The 16,421-nt window shown below is 41.7% G+C and carries 9 protein-coding genes; 2 read left to right on the forward strand and 7 right to left on the reverse strand.

From position 1 onward, the window contains the following. Window positions 1-8 precede the first annotated feature (8 nt). Genes FBT53_RS08570 through FBT53_RS08590 form a run of 4 tightly spaced genes read right to left on the reverse strand, consistent with a single transcriptional unit; the run spans window position 9 to window position 6,586 of the window. On the reverse strand, window positions 9-2,282 hold the full coding sequence (locus FBT53_RS08570) for a glycosyl hydrolase (RefSeq protein WP_136950767.1): 2,274 nt from the start codon (window positions 2,280-2,282) through the stop codon (window positions 9-11). A 2-nt stretch (window positions 2,283-2,284) separates the two neighbouring features. Beyond that, window positions 2,285-3,886: a sulfatase gene (locus tag FBT53_RS08575; protein ID WP_240729793.1), complete on the reverse strand. Its 1,602-nt coding sequence runs from the start codon at window positions 3,884-3,886 to the stop codon at window positions 2,285-2,287. Between the two features lie 6 nt (window positions 3,887-3,892). After that, complete coding sequence (locus FBT53_RS16220) at window positions 3,893-5,884, reverse strand: hypothetical protein (protein ID WP_205729036.1); 1,992 nt, start codon at window positions 5,882-5,884, stop codon at window positions 3,893-3,895. Between the two features lie 3 nt (window positions 5,885-5,887). Next, complete coding sequence (locus FBT53_RS08590; RefSeq protein ID WP_136950768.1) at window positions 5,888-6,586, reverse strand: DUF1080 domain-containing protein; 699 nt, start codon at window positions 6,584-6,586, stop codon at window positions 5,888-5,890. 301 nt (window positions 6,587-6,887) lie between these two features. Here FBT53_RS08590 and FBT53_RS08595 point away from each other — a divergent pair, with 301 nt between their 5' ends. Together FBT53_RS08595 and FBT53_RS08600 are read left to right on the forward strand one after the other, a co-directional pair. Then, window positions 6,888-8,192: a DUF1080 domain-containing protein gene (locus FBT53_RS08595; RefSeq protein WP_240729794.1), complete on the forward strand. Its 1,305-nt coding sequence runs from the start codon at window positions 6,888-6,890 to the stop codon at window positions 8,190-8,192. Next, window positions 8,185-9,540 (forward strand): Gfo/Idh/MocA family protein, encoded by a 1,356-nt coding sequence (locus FBT53_RS08600; RefSeq protein ID WP_136950770.1) that lies wholly within the window; start codon window positions 8,185-8,187, stop codon window positions 9,538-9,540. The genes FBT53_RS08595 and FBT53_RS08600 overlap by 8 nt, the downstream gene beginning before the upstream one ends. A 138-nt stretch (window positions 9,541-9,678) precedes the next feature. Here FBT53_RS08600 and FBT53_RS08605 read toward each other — a convergent pair whose 3' ends face one another. The 3 genes from FBT53_RS08605 to FBT53_RS08615 all read right to left on the reverse strand — a co-directional run bounded on the left by FBT53_RS08605 (window position 9,679) and on the right by FBT53_RS08615 (window position 16,142). Beyond that, a complete protein-coding gene (locus tag FBT53_RS08605; RefSeq protein WP_136950771.1) occupies window positions 9,679-12,330 on the reverse strand; it encodes a glycoside hydrolase family 3 C-terminal domain-containing protein in 2,652 nt (883 codons plus the stop codon). Window positions 12,331-12,402: 72 nt separating this feature from the next. Then, complete coding sequence (locus FBT53_RS08610; protein ID WP_136950772.1) at window positions 12,403-14,049, reverse strand: endo-1,4-beta-xylanase; 1,647 nt, start codon at window positions 14,047-14,049, stop codon at window positions 12,403-12,405. Between the two features lie 200 nt (window positions 14,050-14,249). Further along, window positions 14,250-16,142, reverse strand: coding sequence for a hypothetical protein (locus tag FBT53_RS08615; RefSeq protein ID WP_136950773.1), 1,893 nt, complete (start codon window positions 16,140-16,142; stop codon window positions 14,250-14,252). Window positions 16,143-16,421: the final 279 nt, after the last annotated feature.

Here is a 16,421-nt window from a genome sequence, read left to right on the forward strand (position 1 = left end):
AATTGTTTTTATTGATTTGATATCCAAAACATGCTACTAACTGGCGACAAGATTAACTCTGCCGTTGTATAGACTTGATTTGCTTTGGTGGAATGATTCGTCTGTTGCAATGGAAGAATACTTCCGTCATGCGGATTGGCCTCAAACAACTCAATGTTACCTTTTAAAGTGACCTTTGTTTCGATGGTTTCGTCACTTGAATTAGAAAAAAAATAAATATGTCGCCCATCCTTGATTTTATGGATGTAATTGAACTTGCCAAAATCAGAAGCCAAAACGGGGTTGGGCATAAATTGAACATCTTGGGTACCACCCATATTCAAGGCCTTTGCCAATAGTTTTTGGGTCGGCTTGGCAATATGCATGGCTTTACCACCCTTATCGTTGGTATTGACCACAGACTCTTGGGTAGTTGGCACATTGGCATCTACATTAAAAATGGACTTAATCAACGCCTGTACTTCATTATCTTGGCCCATTTCAGCAGCTTTAAAGGGTAACTGTCCTGTTGAAATCACAAATCCACCTTTATCGTAATAGTCTTTGAGTTTTTGCAAGGTTTTTACCGAAGCTACTTTACAGCCTGTTAGAATTAGGGTTTTGTAGGTTTGTTGGTTTTCGGTATTGTTGAGACTCAATGAACCTTCTTCGATACTATATTTTTCATCTAGGAAAAACTCGGGGTGAATAAACGTAAAATCTTGTCGTAAGTCATTGGTCAACATACCACTGACTTCTAAGTAATTGGTTTCGGGCGATATAAAAAAGCCTTGTCGTGGATTAGCAGGGTCTTCAAAACGGTACCAGCCCGCCAGTTCTTCAAAAGGATAAAAAACTCCTATTTCCGATACCCGTTTGCCACCTTGAAGCAACATACAGGCACGGCCAACAAACTCAGAATACTCAGGTAGTGCCGGCGCCAGTTTTTCACTGTAGGGTGAAACCAATGGAGAAATATATACCTGCTCTGGATTATACCACAAACCATGGGGCACCACAAAATTCACTCCACGAGAAAACAAGTCCATTACCGAACGATACAGCATCAGCGAATCAAAGGATTTTTCTTTGTACGCTCCATAAATCTCTGTGGAAACCACAGGCCTGTCATAATAATCCGCGGCAGAACTAATCAATTTGTGCCCATTTTGACCAAACTGATACCCGATGATGGCATCCGTCAACGGCATGGCCATATGCCTGTAAAATTTAAAGATATCGGCATTCATATCTATTGGGGTAGGGTCATAATTTCCCGGCGGATGCCCCGTATCCTTTAAACCGTTTGCTTTGGCCCATTCACCTACCAATTTTGGAAAACCTTCCGCCAACAATTCTGCCCGGGTTTTAAAAAAGGCATGGCGTACCGATTCGGTCTGTGGGCCAATATCGTACCACAAAGTGGGATACCATGGTTTGGGGTCGTAACCATTGATTTCCTCAAATTTTTCATTGAATGAGCCCGTCCATGTACGGGGGTGCTTCCAAAAGCCCACATCATCGAAAAATACTTTTCTGATGGTCTTCCCAAAATAGTTTCCAAAGTTCTTTTGGTGTATATCATACGTCAGTTCCATGAGTTTACCTACTGCTATGGTATCCAAATAATCCACCACGGGGTAGGCCTTGTGGTAACTATCCTTTACCAAAACAAAGCACATGACTTTCCAGATTCCTGCTGGCAGGTCATAACTCAAATAATTATCTTTAGTAAATGGAGTAAGTTCAATTCTTTCCAAAGTTTCGGTATTCATGGCCACTATGGAAAGTACCTGCCCGTCGGGAAGTTTGTGCGTTATTTGCCTTGGCCCCCGGACCGTATGTTCAATTTTATCCAAGCGTTTCATGGTATGTTGGGGGTACAGCTCACCCAATTGACCACCCGCCATACCACTGGGAAAATCATTATCGTCATATAAAATCACCTCCATATCCAATTCTTCAGCAGTCTCGAGAACATCTTGAAAACGCGCTAAATATTCAGGCGATAGAAATTTAGGCGTAGTACCGGGTCTTCCATCATTTTTAGGGGCCAGAGGCAAAACGCTTATACCACTAAAACCACCCAATTCCTTGGCATCTTTCATCTGCCGGCGAATACCCTCAGAAGTCAATTCTCCATTAATATGCCAAAAGGGCATAGGTTTAAAGGCGTTAGGTGGATTTTTAAAATCATCAACAAGCGTTTTTGGCAACGCATTATTTTCTTTACTGCACGACATGAGAACCATCCCAAGCACTAAAAAGCATAAAAGATATTTAAAGAAGAAGGATTGATTCATATTTAATCTTTTGTGGTTTGACTGCCCCACCAATCTTCATTGGGCTGAAAATTGGGTTCAAGTATTTCCAAACGTTGTTGCTCCAAAGCTTTCCGCTTTTCTGTAGCCATTCGCTCTAAATAAACCCGTTCCTTTGCAGCATCGTAAAGTGGGTCTTTTTCGGGAAACTTAGCATCTACCCCATTCAAGAAATCCATTAGCTCTTCATACAAAACCTTTGTGAGTTCTAGATTTTCCTCTGATATATTATTCTTTTCTGAAATATCCCTTTCCAAATCATACAATTCGTTCCGACCATCTTCATAGTAATGAATGAGTTTCCATTTCCCCTTTCTAATAATGGAGGATGGTTGCCCACCTTGATTTCCGTAATGTGGATAATGCCAGATTAGACTGCGTTCCTTTGTAGGCAATCCGCCCATCAGTGGAAGAAGGCTCATTCCGTCTTGATGTTGGCTAGGCATCAATTCCACCTCAACGGCATCTAAAATAGTTGGATAGAGATCGGCAGCGGTTACCGGCACATTGGTCTCAACCACCTGATTGTCGAGCCAAGGGATTTTTATGAGGTAAGGCTCTTTAATACCTCCCTCAAACTGATAACCTTTACCCCCACGTAACGGAAGGTTGGATGTTGCATAATTATCCCCAGAAGCTACGCCTCCATTATCCGAAGTAAATACCACCATGGTGTTCTTATCTAGCCCCAGTTCCTCTAGCGATCGCAAAACATGACCCACGGCATCGTCCATACTTTCGACCAATCCGCCATAAATGGGATTGTCTTGAACCTGGCGTATGGGCAGCACGGCCTCCATGCCATAACCCGATGCTGCCAACCCGTTGGCTGCAGCTTTATTTCGGTATTTGTTCCATTTTTCTTGGGTAGTCTGTATGGGTGCATGCACGGCATAAAAAGAAAGAAAGGCAAAAAAGGGTTGTTCTTTTTGGTCCTTCATAAAGGCTACGGTTTCTTTTGCCAACCGCATACTTAAATTTTCACCAGGCTGTCCGTTCTTTAGCTTTGGATTGTTATACGGGGCAAAAAACCCCCCTTTTGGACTACCGGAGTCCCAACCGCCTACATTGTACTCAAATCCATGGTCATCTGGCCAGGAACCTTCGCCGCCTAAGTGCCATTTACCAGCAAAAAAAGTGGTATACCCTTGTTCCTTAAGGGCCTCAGCTAAAGTGATATCTTCTGAAGGCAATTGCCTTACGTATTCCGGTGGCAAAAGCTGGTTGAATCTATTCCTCTTTCGCCATTCTGCACCTGTGGGAGCTCCAATCCAATCCGTAATTCCATGACGAGCAGTAAATTTCCCTGTCATAATACTGGCCCTGGACGGACTGCAAACCCTAGAGTTGGCATAGCCCTCGTTAAAAATGGTACTTTCTTTTGCCAAAGCATCTATATTGGGGGTTTCATAAAATTTGCTGCCCCTGAAACTTAGGTCGTTATACCCAAAATCGTCCACAAGAATGAACAAGACATTTTTGGTTGGTTTTACGTCTTGCTCACATCCTACAAAAAATAAGGCACAGAGAATTCCTATGAATTTCCTCATTGTAACCAAGCCGAAATCTGAAATATATCTTGCCATCTATTGTTATTTATTTTCGATGGAACTCAGCAAAATGTGTTTCACATCAGCCACCGTTCCCAATCTTAAACCTCCATTAGTTGCGCCTGTAATCCAATACAGCACCATCCCTGCATCCGAGCAGTCCCATTTTCCTTTTTGAAATCTGACTACATCGTCCACCTCAGCAATCTTGCCTTGCAGCCAAACCCATTGCACTCGTGGGTCCGGATGGTTTTTGGCCCAATCCCAATTTTCAATATTCACCTTTAGGTTCACGTTTTGGTCGGGAATACGCACTTCTTCCACCCCGTAATCCAAAATCTGTTGCCATGAATAAAAATCACCGGCATCATCATTGGCAGGATGATGCGTCACCACTTTCACATATCGGTGTTTTTCTTTTTTAGAAGCATCCAAAGCGAGTCCGATAATATCGGGTTCTCCAGCTTCAATGATCCACAAAGGGTCATCGGCAGAAGAAGCATTTATCGCATTTGCCAAATCAGCTACTGTTTTTTCTTGTTGCCACTTGGCATCAAAAAAGGTGAGGTCATCAAATCCGCCCCACCGCCTAGCGGTTACATCACAAGCAGATTGCATAAGGGCATGACGTTCTCTTTCTGCGCGTTCAGATATGCGTTCCACACGTACCAAATCACAGCTATGGGAGTAATGCACCAACCTATCTTCGAGACCGGCAGCACGCAGTAGCGAAATGGAAACTGCAGTACCACCCAAATCATCAGGGTCGGGGGAATTCCCGTCGGCAACGATGGCAATTCGCCCTTTTGGTGCGTTTATGGTGGGTGGTTTGGAATTCCCCGAAACCAATACTCCCGGAGCATTGCTGACCAATTTGCCTTTACGTACAGGAGCAAAAATCAATCCTGACCAACGTGCCCTGGCCCATTCTTTACCGTCTTTACTACCAATTTTAGCCTTTACGGTAATCCTATCACCAGTTTGTAAGTTTACTTTCTCCCAAACCTTGTTGGAACCGTTTCCTTCAAAAAACAGTTTCTGTGATAGTTTGGGCGAGAAGGTTCCCAATTCTTTATCGTTAATCAACACCGTAAATTCGGATTGCCCATCATTTTCGCCTACCCCAACAAATACCACGTCATATAAACCACTTTTAAAGTTGAAATCCACTGAAGTGGAAGCTTCTTTGTTTTTATTGGGATTAATGGCAAACCACCTACCGCCTGCGTCTTTATAAAATCCTGTGTTTTGCATTGGAAAGTCAGCAACAGGCAATGTTTTATTTTCAATTACCGAAGTGCTTATGGTTTCGTAATAGGAAGGCTCCGGCCATTTGATTCTTGCTGGAGGACCTATCTCAGATGGTACAAAATCCTTATCTGTGGTCAATAAGAATCTATCCATCGCAAAACCATCCTCACGCATACTGAATTCAATGTTGTGATGGCCCGCTGCGGGAATATCGAGGTAAATTTCATTAGGAACTCCACAATGCTCCTCTTTTGTACGTTGCTTGCTAGCCCACGTCCACTGGTTTTTTCCATCGCACCATTGCATACGCTGCCCGTGCTCTGGCCATTCACCATTGATTCCCACATGTACGCTATTATCTTCACTGCCTGAACTAAGTGCCCTAGACCATACGTAATAGCGCCCCGGGGTATTTATTTTAACACGATAGGTAACGATACCTAAAGCACCTGCTTCATTTGAAAAATTCTCACCCTTTATTAATCTATCGACATGTGTTACCCTAGTATCGGGCAATAGTTGAATATAGCCGTAATTACCAGTTCCAAGGCTATGGTTTTCTTTATTGGTGGTTGGTGATTCGTGCTTGTTGAAGCGGTACCATTGTCGGGGGTCAGACTTTTGTTGTTTGAAATAGAATTCGGCCTCCACCGCTACCATGCCATCTTTTTCTTCAAAAAAGTGTTGTTCTTCCAAAAGGGGTAAGGACAAGACTGATTCTTGTGCCTCTAAAATGCTTATCTGCAACAAAAATGCAAACGCCAATGCGAATTTCATATTCATGTTTTAGTACTCTTTTAATCTTATATTTCGATAGGCAATGGTCATGGGTGGTCCTGTATGTACCTGTACCCCAATCAAACCTTTGTTTTTTCTATTCTCCTCATCGTTATCGATAACCACACTCATCACCTGACCATTAATAATATGTACCATAGTATTGTCTCGAACAATGATATGGCATATGTTCCAATCTTCATCATTGATAAATTCAAGCAAATCGTCTTTATCACCAATAGTGCCGTAGGCTTGAGGTTCTGTTTGATTTTTAATTTGTGAAAACTGCCCGCGCAAGGCTAAAAATTTTCGCCCTCGTTCCTCATAATTTTGACCGCTCCAACGGCCACCACCATCAATGTCACATTGATACCCCTTTAGCGCATGAGGGGTGTCTTCAACTTCCACACTTCTGTAGTTAATACCTGAATTTCCGCTTTTTGAAACCTTATATTCTAGTTTGAGTTCAAAATCAGCCGGTTGCCCCCCACGCCAAATTAAAAAAGAGTTTCGCTTGAGTAAGGTTTCCGAAGTAACCTCCCCAATAATATTGCCATCTTCTACGCGCCAATAGGTGGGGTCGCCTTCCCAATCGTTTAAGGTTTCTCCATCGAAGATGGAGGTAAAACCTATGGAATCCTCTTCAACCAACTGTGGAAACTTATGTTGGGCACAAAGTTGAAGGGCATAAAAAATCAAGGCCATCATAAAGAGCCATTTGAAACCCCTTAGTGTTTGCTTATTACCATTCAATTTTTAAAGTTTTTATGAAGTCATTGTCTTCGAGCAAGCTAGTGTTTTGACCTAATTATGCTATCCTGTGGTGTTTGGTACAAATTAAAATTTAGTGCCAATCATGCTGACATGAGACTACAGGATAGTTTACGGTCAATAAAAGATAACTTTAGACCTATGCTTAATAAATCAAATACGAATGAAAAAAACTGACGTAAAACACTATTTTCCAAGGATATGCTTTCTATTTCTTTTTGTCTTTTTGACAAGTTGCATGGAAGAAAACAAAGACCATCTAACCTCCATATTCGATGGTGAGACCTTAACGGGATGGCATACCCTGGGCGGTGAGGCTACCTATCGTGTTGAAAATGGAGAAATCATTGGAACTACAGTTGCCAATACCCCAAATACGTTTTTGGTTACCGATTCCATTTATTCCGATTTTATTTTGGAACTTGATTTTAAGACCGATTCCGTTTCCAATTCTGGAGTACAGATACGTAGCAATAGTTATGATTGGTACCGAGACGGTATTGTTCATGGATATCAAGTGGAAATAGACCCGTCTGAACGCTCTTGGAGCGGAGGTATTTATGATGAAAAGCGCCGAAAGTGGTTGCATCCATTAGAAGGTAATGAAGCGGCACAAAAAACGTATAAGCCCAACGATTGGAACCATTTTAGAATCGAAGCCATTGGTGACACCTTAAAAACATGGATTAATGGTGTACCTGCATCACATTTAGTGGACGAAATGAACCAAGAAGGTTTTTTAGGCCTTCAAGTACACAGTATTGGCAAAAAAGGAAAACCTGGGGTCGATATTAAATGGCGAAATATTGAGTTTATAACGGAAAATCTTAATCAATATACCCAAACGTCACCCCTACCGGCAGTTGTCACGAAAAACCAACTCACTTTTGAAGAAAAAAAATCGGGCTGGCAACTACTTTGGGATGGAAAAACCACAAACGGGTGGCGTGGTGCCAAATTGGAGGAATTCCCAGAAAAAGGATGGGAAATCAAGGATGGTGTACTCAGTGTACTTGCAAGTGGTGGAGCGGAATCTGCCGCGGGTGGTGATATTGTCACCAAGGCAATGTATGCCAACTTTGAACTTAAAGTCGATTTTAAAATCACCGAAGGTGCAAACAGCGGCATCAAATATTACGTGGATACCGAATTGAACAAGGGTGAAGGATCTTCGATAGGATTGGAATACCAGATTTTGGATGATGAGCGTCACCCTGACGCAAAAAAGGGCAGCCATGAGGGAAGTCGAACAGTAGCCTCCTTGTACGATTTGATTCAGGCCAACCCCAATAAACACATGAATGCCGTTGGAGAATGGAACACCGCACATATCGTATCAAAAGACAACACGGTTGAACACTGGCTCAATGGTGTTAAGGTTTTGGAATACGAACGTGGTAGTGACGAGTTCTTAAAATTGGTAGCGAAAAGCAAGTACAAAGACTGGCCAAATTTTGGACTTTTGGAAAAAGGCAATATTCTTTTACAGGACCATGGCGACCTAGTTTCCTTTAAAAACATTAAAATAAAGACTTATGAGTAAGCAAAATAGTAGGAGAAGTTTTGTGAAGAAAACAACTTTGGGGACCATAGGTCTAGCAAGTGCTTCATCAATGGGTATGAGTGCCCAAAGCTATAAGAACATTATGGGGGCCAATGACCGTTTGCATGTAGCCATTGCAGGTTTGGGCCGAAGATTAGGTGCCTATTACGCCCCCATCGCCCATAAGGATAGCAACGTTCGGTTAACATATCTGTGTGATGCCAAACAGAGTCAAATGACCAAAGCAGCAGAAAAGTTTGCAGAACATATCAAATATAAACCCACCTTAGAACAGGATATTTTCAAAGTGCTTGATGATGACAAGGTAGATGTTTTAATCAATGCCATGCCCGACCATTGGCATACCCCTGGAGCCATTATGGCCATGAAGGCCGGTAAGCATGTATATGTTGAAAAACCCAGTAGTTGCACTATGGAGGAGAACGAACTTCTCGTAGCGGCAACCAAAAAGTATGGGAAGATTGTTCAGATGGGCAATCAGCAACGTTCATCGGGACATACTCAGCAAATCATCCAAAAAATTCATGAAGGTACTATTGGAGAAGCCTACAAAGCTATAGCATTCTATAGCAATGGTCGTGGGGAAGTACCCAATCAGCAAAAAGCCGCTGTGCCTGAGGGATTGGACTGGAATCTATGGCAAGGTCCAGCGGTGCATCGGGAGTATACGTCAGAAACTTGGAACTACAATTGGCACTGGTACGGTTGGAACTATGCCACCGCCGAAATGGGTAATAACGCAACCCACGAATTAGATGTGGCTAGATGGGCTTTAAATGTGGACTTACCGCAATTGGTGGAAGTAGAGTCTGACAAAAGGCATTTTAAGGATGATGGCTGGGAGATGTACGATACCATGTTGGCCCGTTTTACTTTTGAAGGGAACAAGCAAATTGAATGGGACGGCAAAAGCCGAAATGCTTACAATACCTACGGTAGTGGCCGTGGGGTAATCATTTACGGAACCGAGGGTACCGTTTTTGTAAACCGAGGTCATTATAGACTTTTTGATAGAAAAGGACAATTGGTTGAAGAAGTGAGCAGTGGCGGTGAAGAAGGAGGCGTTGCCCTTGGTGGTGGTGGCGATATGTCTACACTTCATGTGCAAAACTTTTTCGATGCCATTCGTGGGAAAACAAAGTTATACGCACCTATTGAAGATGCCAATATATCCATGGCAATGGTGCATTATGCCAATGTTTCTTCGCGAATAAAACAAAACTTTGAAGTAGATGATATAAAAGGTACCATGTTCAACAGGGATGCCATGAACCATTGGGGCAAACCTTATGAGGAATCTTGGAAAAGTAAATTTTTAACCCTTTAGATTATATCTAAACATTAGCCATGAAACCATCATTGCGAATATGCCAATGATGGTTTTTTTTTACACTCTTTTAGCATAGTTATTGGTTCAAGTAACTCCTGAGAGCAATCGACGCTTTTGGTTCTGATGTAAAAGCTATCATAATTTCACTACATCTCCTGCAAGCATTATTTTTTTCTGAGCTACTGTGCCATTTTCAATTCTTTCGGTAGAAGGTTGTGCCCCACCTACTGATATGGCATACGCTCCTGGTTGAATAACTTTTTGCCCCTGCGTGGTTACACTACTTAACTGGTCTTTAGCAATCGTAAACGACACGGTTTTCTTTTCTCCCGGTTGCAATGAAACCCTATCAAAGGCTGCGAGCGTTTTATGCGGATTAAATTCATCGGCATTCGTGTTTTGAACGTAGACCTGTACGATCTCGTCACCTTTTACTTTACTGGTATTTTGAACATCAACCGTTACGGTAACCTCATCACCAGTCTTCTGCTCATCAGGAATGTTCAGATTACTGTATTTAAAGGTCGAATAGCTTAAACCATACCCAAATTCATACAAGGGTTCTCCTTTAAAATAACGATAGGTTTTCCCTCGCATATCGTATTCGCTAAAAGCAGGAATATCATTGATGTCTTTATAAAAAGTTACAGGTAGCCTACCCGATGGATTATAATCTCCGAAAATAACATCGGCTATAGCAGTACCACCTGCTTGACCTGGGTACCAAGCCTCAATAATGGCCGGGATATTTTCATGCTCCCAATTTATGGAAAGTGCACTACCATTCAACAACACCAATACAGTTGGTTTGCCTAAGGCTGCAATTTTCTTTATCAAATCAGATTGGGTTTTTGGCAATTTGGTATGTACCCGGTCACCACCAGAGAACCCGTCTACCTTAACTTTCATTTCTTCTCCCTCTAATAACGGGCTGATACCCATACATAATACTACAGCGTCTGCATCTTTAGCCAATGCGATAGCTTCTTCTTCTAGATTGTCTTTTGGTGCTTCCCAAAGCAATCTCATAATAGAGTGTTCCGTCTTATTTTGGGTACATTCAAATCGGATATCATACTTCTTACCCGCCTTTAAGGTGACGTATTCGTATATTTTCTTCGGATGGTGTACATCATTACGCTCCATCAATAATTCATCGTCCAAAAACAATTTCATAGATGAAAAAGCTTCACCACCAAGAGCATATGATCCTGTTTTATCCACAGTAAGTACCCCGGACCAACGTACCGCATACGTGTCTGGATCCATGTCCTCAAAAGGAGGTGTTGTGCGCCAAGTAAAATCAATTGTCTTATCAATTCTGGTATGTTTTGGTTCCCCTTCAAAAGTGATATTATTAAAATATTCTCCTTTAAGACCACTTGTCTTTAGTGAACTATCTGAAAACAATACCGACTCTGGCATAGCTTCAAAAACAGGAAGACCCTCTGCCAACTTACATCCTATGGCATAAGAGACTTCTGCATTCGGCAACTTATTTCTTAAACCGTCTAAAGGAGTAATTGGTGTGGTTGGATACCCATTGTAATTGCCCAACAACACTTCTAAATCATCAGCATTGGAACCTATAACGGTAAGTTTTTTTGTTTTTGCTTTATCAAGTGGTAAAATCTTATTTTCATTTTTTAATAACACCATAGATTTTCTGGCTGTCTCAAGGGCTGCCAGTTGGTGCTTTTCAGAGTCAACTACATCATAAGGAATATCAGCATACTTTACGGCTCCTTCAGGAGCAAATAAGCCCAATCTTAGACGAGCAACAATTAATCGTTCCAAAGAAACATCAAGCTCTGCTTCTGAAATCAAGCCATCTTTCACGGCTTCAACTAAGGCTGGGTATGAATTACCACAGTTTAAGTCGGTTCCTGCCTTTACGGCTAATGCAGAGGCCTCTTTTGCATCTTGACTTATGTGGTGCGCATTTTCATCATAAAAGTCTCTAATGGCCCAACAATCGGAAACAATATACCCTTCAAAGCCCCAATCGTTTCGTAACAATCCGCTCAATTCTTGATTACCACAACAGGGTTCACCATTGTAACTATTATAGGCGCACATAATGGAATACACATCGGCTTCTTTCACCACTTTTTCAAAATGTGGGCTATAGGTATTTAAAAAATCTTGAGGACTGGGCACTGCATTGAATCGATGACGGTCGGCCTCTGGCCCACTATGTACGGCAAAATGTTTTGCAGTGGCCACCAGTTTTAAGTAATTGGGATCATCACCTTGTAATCCTTTTATAAAACGAACGGCTAGTTCACCTGCCAAATAGGGGTCTTCCCCATAGGTTTCCATACCCCTACCCCATCTTGGATCACGAAAAATATTAATGTTTGGTGTCCAATACGTAAGGCCTTGGTAAATGCCCCTTTTACCTTTTGAAGCAAAATCATGATGTTTGGCACGTGCTTCATCTGAAATAATTTCTGAAATAAAAGACATGTTCTCTTTGTCAAAAGTAGCAGCTAAGCCTATCGCTTGAGGAAAAACAGTGGCACGCCCTGCTCTACCAACACCATGCAAGCACTCGTTCCACCAGTTATATTCCGGTATGCCCAAGCGTTCTATAGCAGGGGATTCATAACTCATTTGCGACACTTTTTCTTCAAGTGTCATTTGAGCAACCAAGTCTTTTGCTTGCTGTTCAAATTCAGACTTACTGATGATTTTTACATTATCTGCCTCTTTTTTTGTTTCTGAGCAGCCCACTAAGAAACAAAAGATTACCAGAGCACTTCCTATGATTTTAACCGAATTCATACGTATTATATTAGTTGAACTATTTGTCTTTATTATTATTTTTTAACCTATTTACGACCTATTACTCCTTATTTATTCTAAAGCTTGAACAAAGCCTGAAAAAGCTTCCTTTCTTTTAAAATTGGCATCAAACAACAAGGGCCAATCTGGAAAACCATATCGCGGTGTAATCCAAGACTCATCATCCTTAAGTCCCCAAACTGTTAGGGCGTATTTTAAGTTTTCAGGGATATTATTATACACTGAAACCACTTCGTAAACTTTTTTTGCCTGCGCTTGGTTCCGTTGTTCGGTAAGTTCATTTACATCCCCTTTAGGATTTGTTTTTATATCCAACTCAGAAAAATGAATCAAAAGACCGCGGTCTACAGCTAGATTGGTCGCAGTTTGAAGCGTAGCCTTGCTGGGAAAGTTATAATCCAAATGCATTTGGTATCCTACGCCGTCAATCAAGTTTTTGTTCTTTAAACCATCGATGAGCTCAAAAGCACCCTTTTGTTTCTGAACGTCATGTTCTAAGCCGTAATCGTTGTAAAACAATTTGACCTTATTGTCCGCTTTTCGCGCAAATTCGAAACACTTTGCTACATAATTTTGCCCCATTCGTTCTGAAAACAAGGATTCCCGCATTTTAGAAGTTTTATCTGCTATGGCCTCATTCACTACATCCCAAGAATCAACTTTGCCCTTATACCTGACAACCACAGTGGTAATATATTGCTCTATTATGGCTTCAAATTGGGCATTGGTTCCTTTGAAGTTTTCTAATACATCAGGTATGCTTTCGTGCCAAACCAATGCGTGTCCATGGAGGTTCATTCCATTGTTTTCCGCAAAATCAACAATGGCATCCGCTTGGGTCCAATCATATATAATCTTCTTATTTTCATCAAGACCCTTGAAAATGCTTTTCATCTTCATGGCATTTTCAGCTGTAATGCTATTGAACTCTCTGGTATAAACACTACTATGGTCTGCAGCGCTTACCCGCTCAGGATTGACAGCAACCCCAACAAAAAAATCTTTAGCAACTGTTTTTAAGGTTGTGCTTTCAGGTATCGCAATATTTGGTTGGTATCCTTGGGCAGTCACTTCTTCTTTAACCACCAATTGCACATTATCAAATTGGACCACTTGCTTTTTTGGTCCTTGTTCAGGGTTAATACCTATCTTCACTCGACCAACTTTTGTGAAATCTATGGTCTTTTCGTGATTATTAGGATCATAGGCATACCCAAAATCAGCTAGATTTATTTCTAAAGTTTCCCACTCACATGTCTCTTTTGTAAAAGTATATTGCCAATTCACTTCATTTTTACAGCAATCATTAGGACCATCTACCAAAACAATATTTACAACCGTTCCCGGTGCTCCGCCACAATTGACATCAAGCCTTAAAAAAACATTGTCTATGGTCTTACCTTTCAATTTTTTTTTGGGAATCAATCTAAAAGTGATGCCGGATTGGCTTACGATATAACCTTTATCAGAGGTGCCATTCCAAGCCAACTCATAATATTTACCATCACTGAGCGAATTATTTCTTTGGACACCATACAATCCTAAATCGCCAAAAGATTCCCAAGTGCTGGGTAAAATTCCACCTCCATCAAAATCAGTGACCAAGAATACTTCTTCAGTCTGCGCAAACAATAAACAGACACAAAAAAGTGAAGGAATCAGTATAATCGCTTTTTTAGTATTCAGAAGAAAATTCATCTACTCTTTGTATTTAACCGTAACCTTGAGTTAGTTATATCTACCAAACCACAAATTATATGGTTTAGTGATCGCCCGATTTTTCATAAAAAATAAATTTTAAGAGCGATTTTTTTAACAAAAAGTTCTTTGATTCTTTTAAAAAGTAAGGCGAGTAAATAACTGACTCGCCTTACTTTCATGTATTTTCGCTATAATTATTATTCAGGACAAGAACCAATGTTATCTAAATAGAATGTTCCTGCAACATCTTCACCAGGTGCTATAAAGAACGTTGGTTGGTTGTACTGCCCCGTTGGCACAAAAGGTGCTCCAGTTGCAACACCAAGTGCTTCACCTTCAGCAACGAAACCTGCAGTAGCATTAGCAAAATCAAAACGAAGTTCTTCCCATCCGGTTCCACCGTGTGCTGCGGCGACTTCCGCTTCACGTTCGGTCTCGTTATTGGTAGGGTTTTGCTGCATATTCAATCTAAAAGTCGTAGCAACGTTAGACCATACCAAAGCGCGTACCACTTTATCGTCACCGCTAAAATCAACGGGGTTTGCCAATACAGTTCCAAATCCGTCAAAATTACCACCTCCATCTTGAACAATTTCTAACACGTTATTCGCTTCAGGATTTGCACCTGAGGAATCGGGGTTTGTTACCACCTGCGTTGTAACGCCATTGAAACCAAAGAATTCTTCACCATTCTCAAAGGTTAAAGGGTCTGGAAAAATAACCGAACATGGATCAGCTTCCGTATCATCTACTGGAGGTGGCGGCGGAGTTCCACCGTCAGGGCAAACACCCAAATTATCAAGATAGAACGTACCGGAAACATCTTCACCTGGAGCGATAAAGAAGGTGGGTTGGTTGTATTGACCTGTAGGCGCAAAACTTTCACCATCGGCTATACCAAGCGCACCATCAGCATTTCCTGTAAAACCTGCTGCTGCATTGGCAAAATCAAACTGAAGTTCTTCCCAACCTGTACCACCATGGGAGGCTGCAACCTCAGCCTCACGAGCGGTCTCATTATTTACTGGGTTTTGTTGCATATTCAGTCTGACAGTAACTTCCGCCTCTGACCAAAATAATACACGAACCACCTTATCGTCTGCAGCGAAGTTGGTTGGTGTTCCTAATACGGTTCCGAAGCCATCAAAGTTACCTCCGCCATCTTGTACGATTTCCAAAACGTTATTTGATTCGGGATTTGCCCCTGAAGGATCGGGATTGGTAACCGTTTGCACCGTTACACCATTAAAACCAAAGAACTCTTCACCATTATCTAAAGTAACTGGGGTCTCGAAAATCGCAGTACAAGGATCTGGTTCTTCCACCTCTTCTTCTTCACCAACCGGTGGAGGCGCTGCACCGCCGTCTGGGCACACACCAACGTTATCCAAATAGAACGTACCTGAAACGTCATCACCAGGGCTTATGAACATTTGGAATCTAATATAGTCACCAGTCGGAACAAAAGGAACAAAATCTGGAATACCCAATGCGCCATCAGGGCTACCTGTGAAGCCAGCAGTTGCAGTAGAGAAATCAAAACGAAGTTCTTCCCATCCTGAACCAGTATGTATTAAGTTAACCTCGGCTTCACGCTCAGTTGTATTGTTTGGATCTTGCTGTACTGTAAGTCTTAAAGGAATTTCCCTATCTGACCAGAATGTCAATCGAACAATCTTATCAGCTGCGGTAAAGAGCGCAGGAGACGTCATTTGAACGCCAAAGCCATCAAAGTTTCCACCTCCATCTTGTGTGATTTGCAAAACATTAGATTCTGATGGATTGGCTCCAGATAGATCAGGATTTGGCACCACCGACACTTCGGCGCCGTTGAAACCAAATTCAAAGGCACTGGGGCCGTCAGCATCCCAAGTAACCGGGGCACTGAAAATCTGAGTACAAGGGTCTGCAGGCGGTACTACTTCAAAACGTTCTTCCGTCACCAAATCATTGGGTGCAATGGCGCGTACGATTGCAAAAAAGTTTTCATCCGCTTCCGGATATAAAAAAGTAACAGATTGTTGAATACCTATTAATTCGGCAGGCTCTCCAGGAATTCCAGACAACACTTCGAATGCGGTGGCCCCCATAGCAGTAGGACTTATGGTCACCGAAAAGGGCGCTTCTTCATTATTAAAAACTATGTTGGCTCGAACCTCGGAAGGAGGAGCCCCCTCCTGTAAAACGGCTTTAAACTCATTTTTCTCACATGAGATAAATAGAATTAATAGGAGGCCAAGAATAAACGATTTCATATTTCATTAACTTTAATAAATCAAAAATGAATATAGTTTTTTAACTCTTATTAACATTCTTTTAGTTACATCCAAAAAGACTCTTTGCAACATATGAGGGATAAATTGCTACAA

This window comes from Flavobacterium sp. ASW18X (assembly GCF_005144745.1).
Classification (GTDB): domain Bacteria; phylum Bacteroidota; class Bacteroidia; order Flavobacteriales; family Flavobacteriaceae; genus Croceivirga.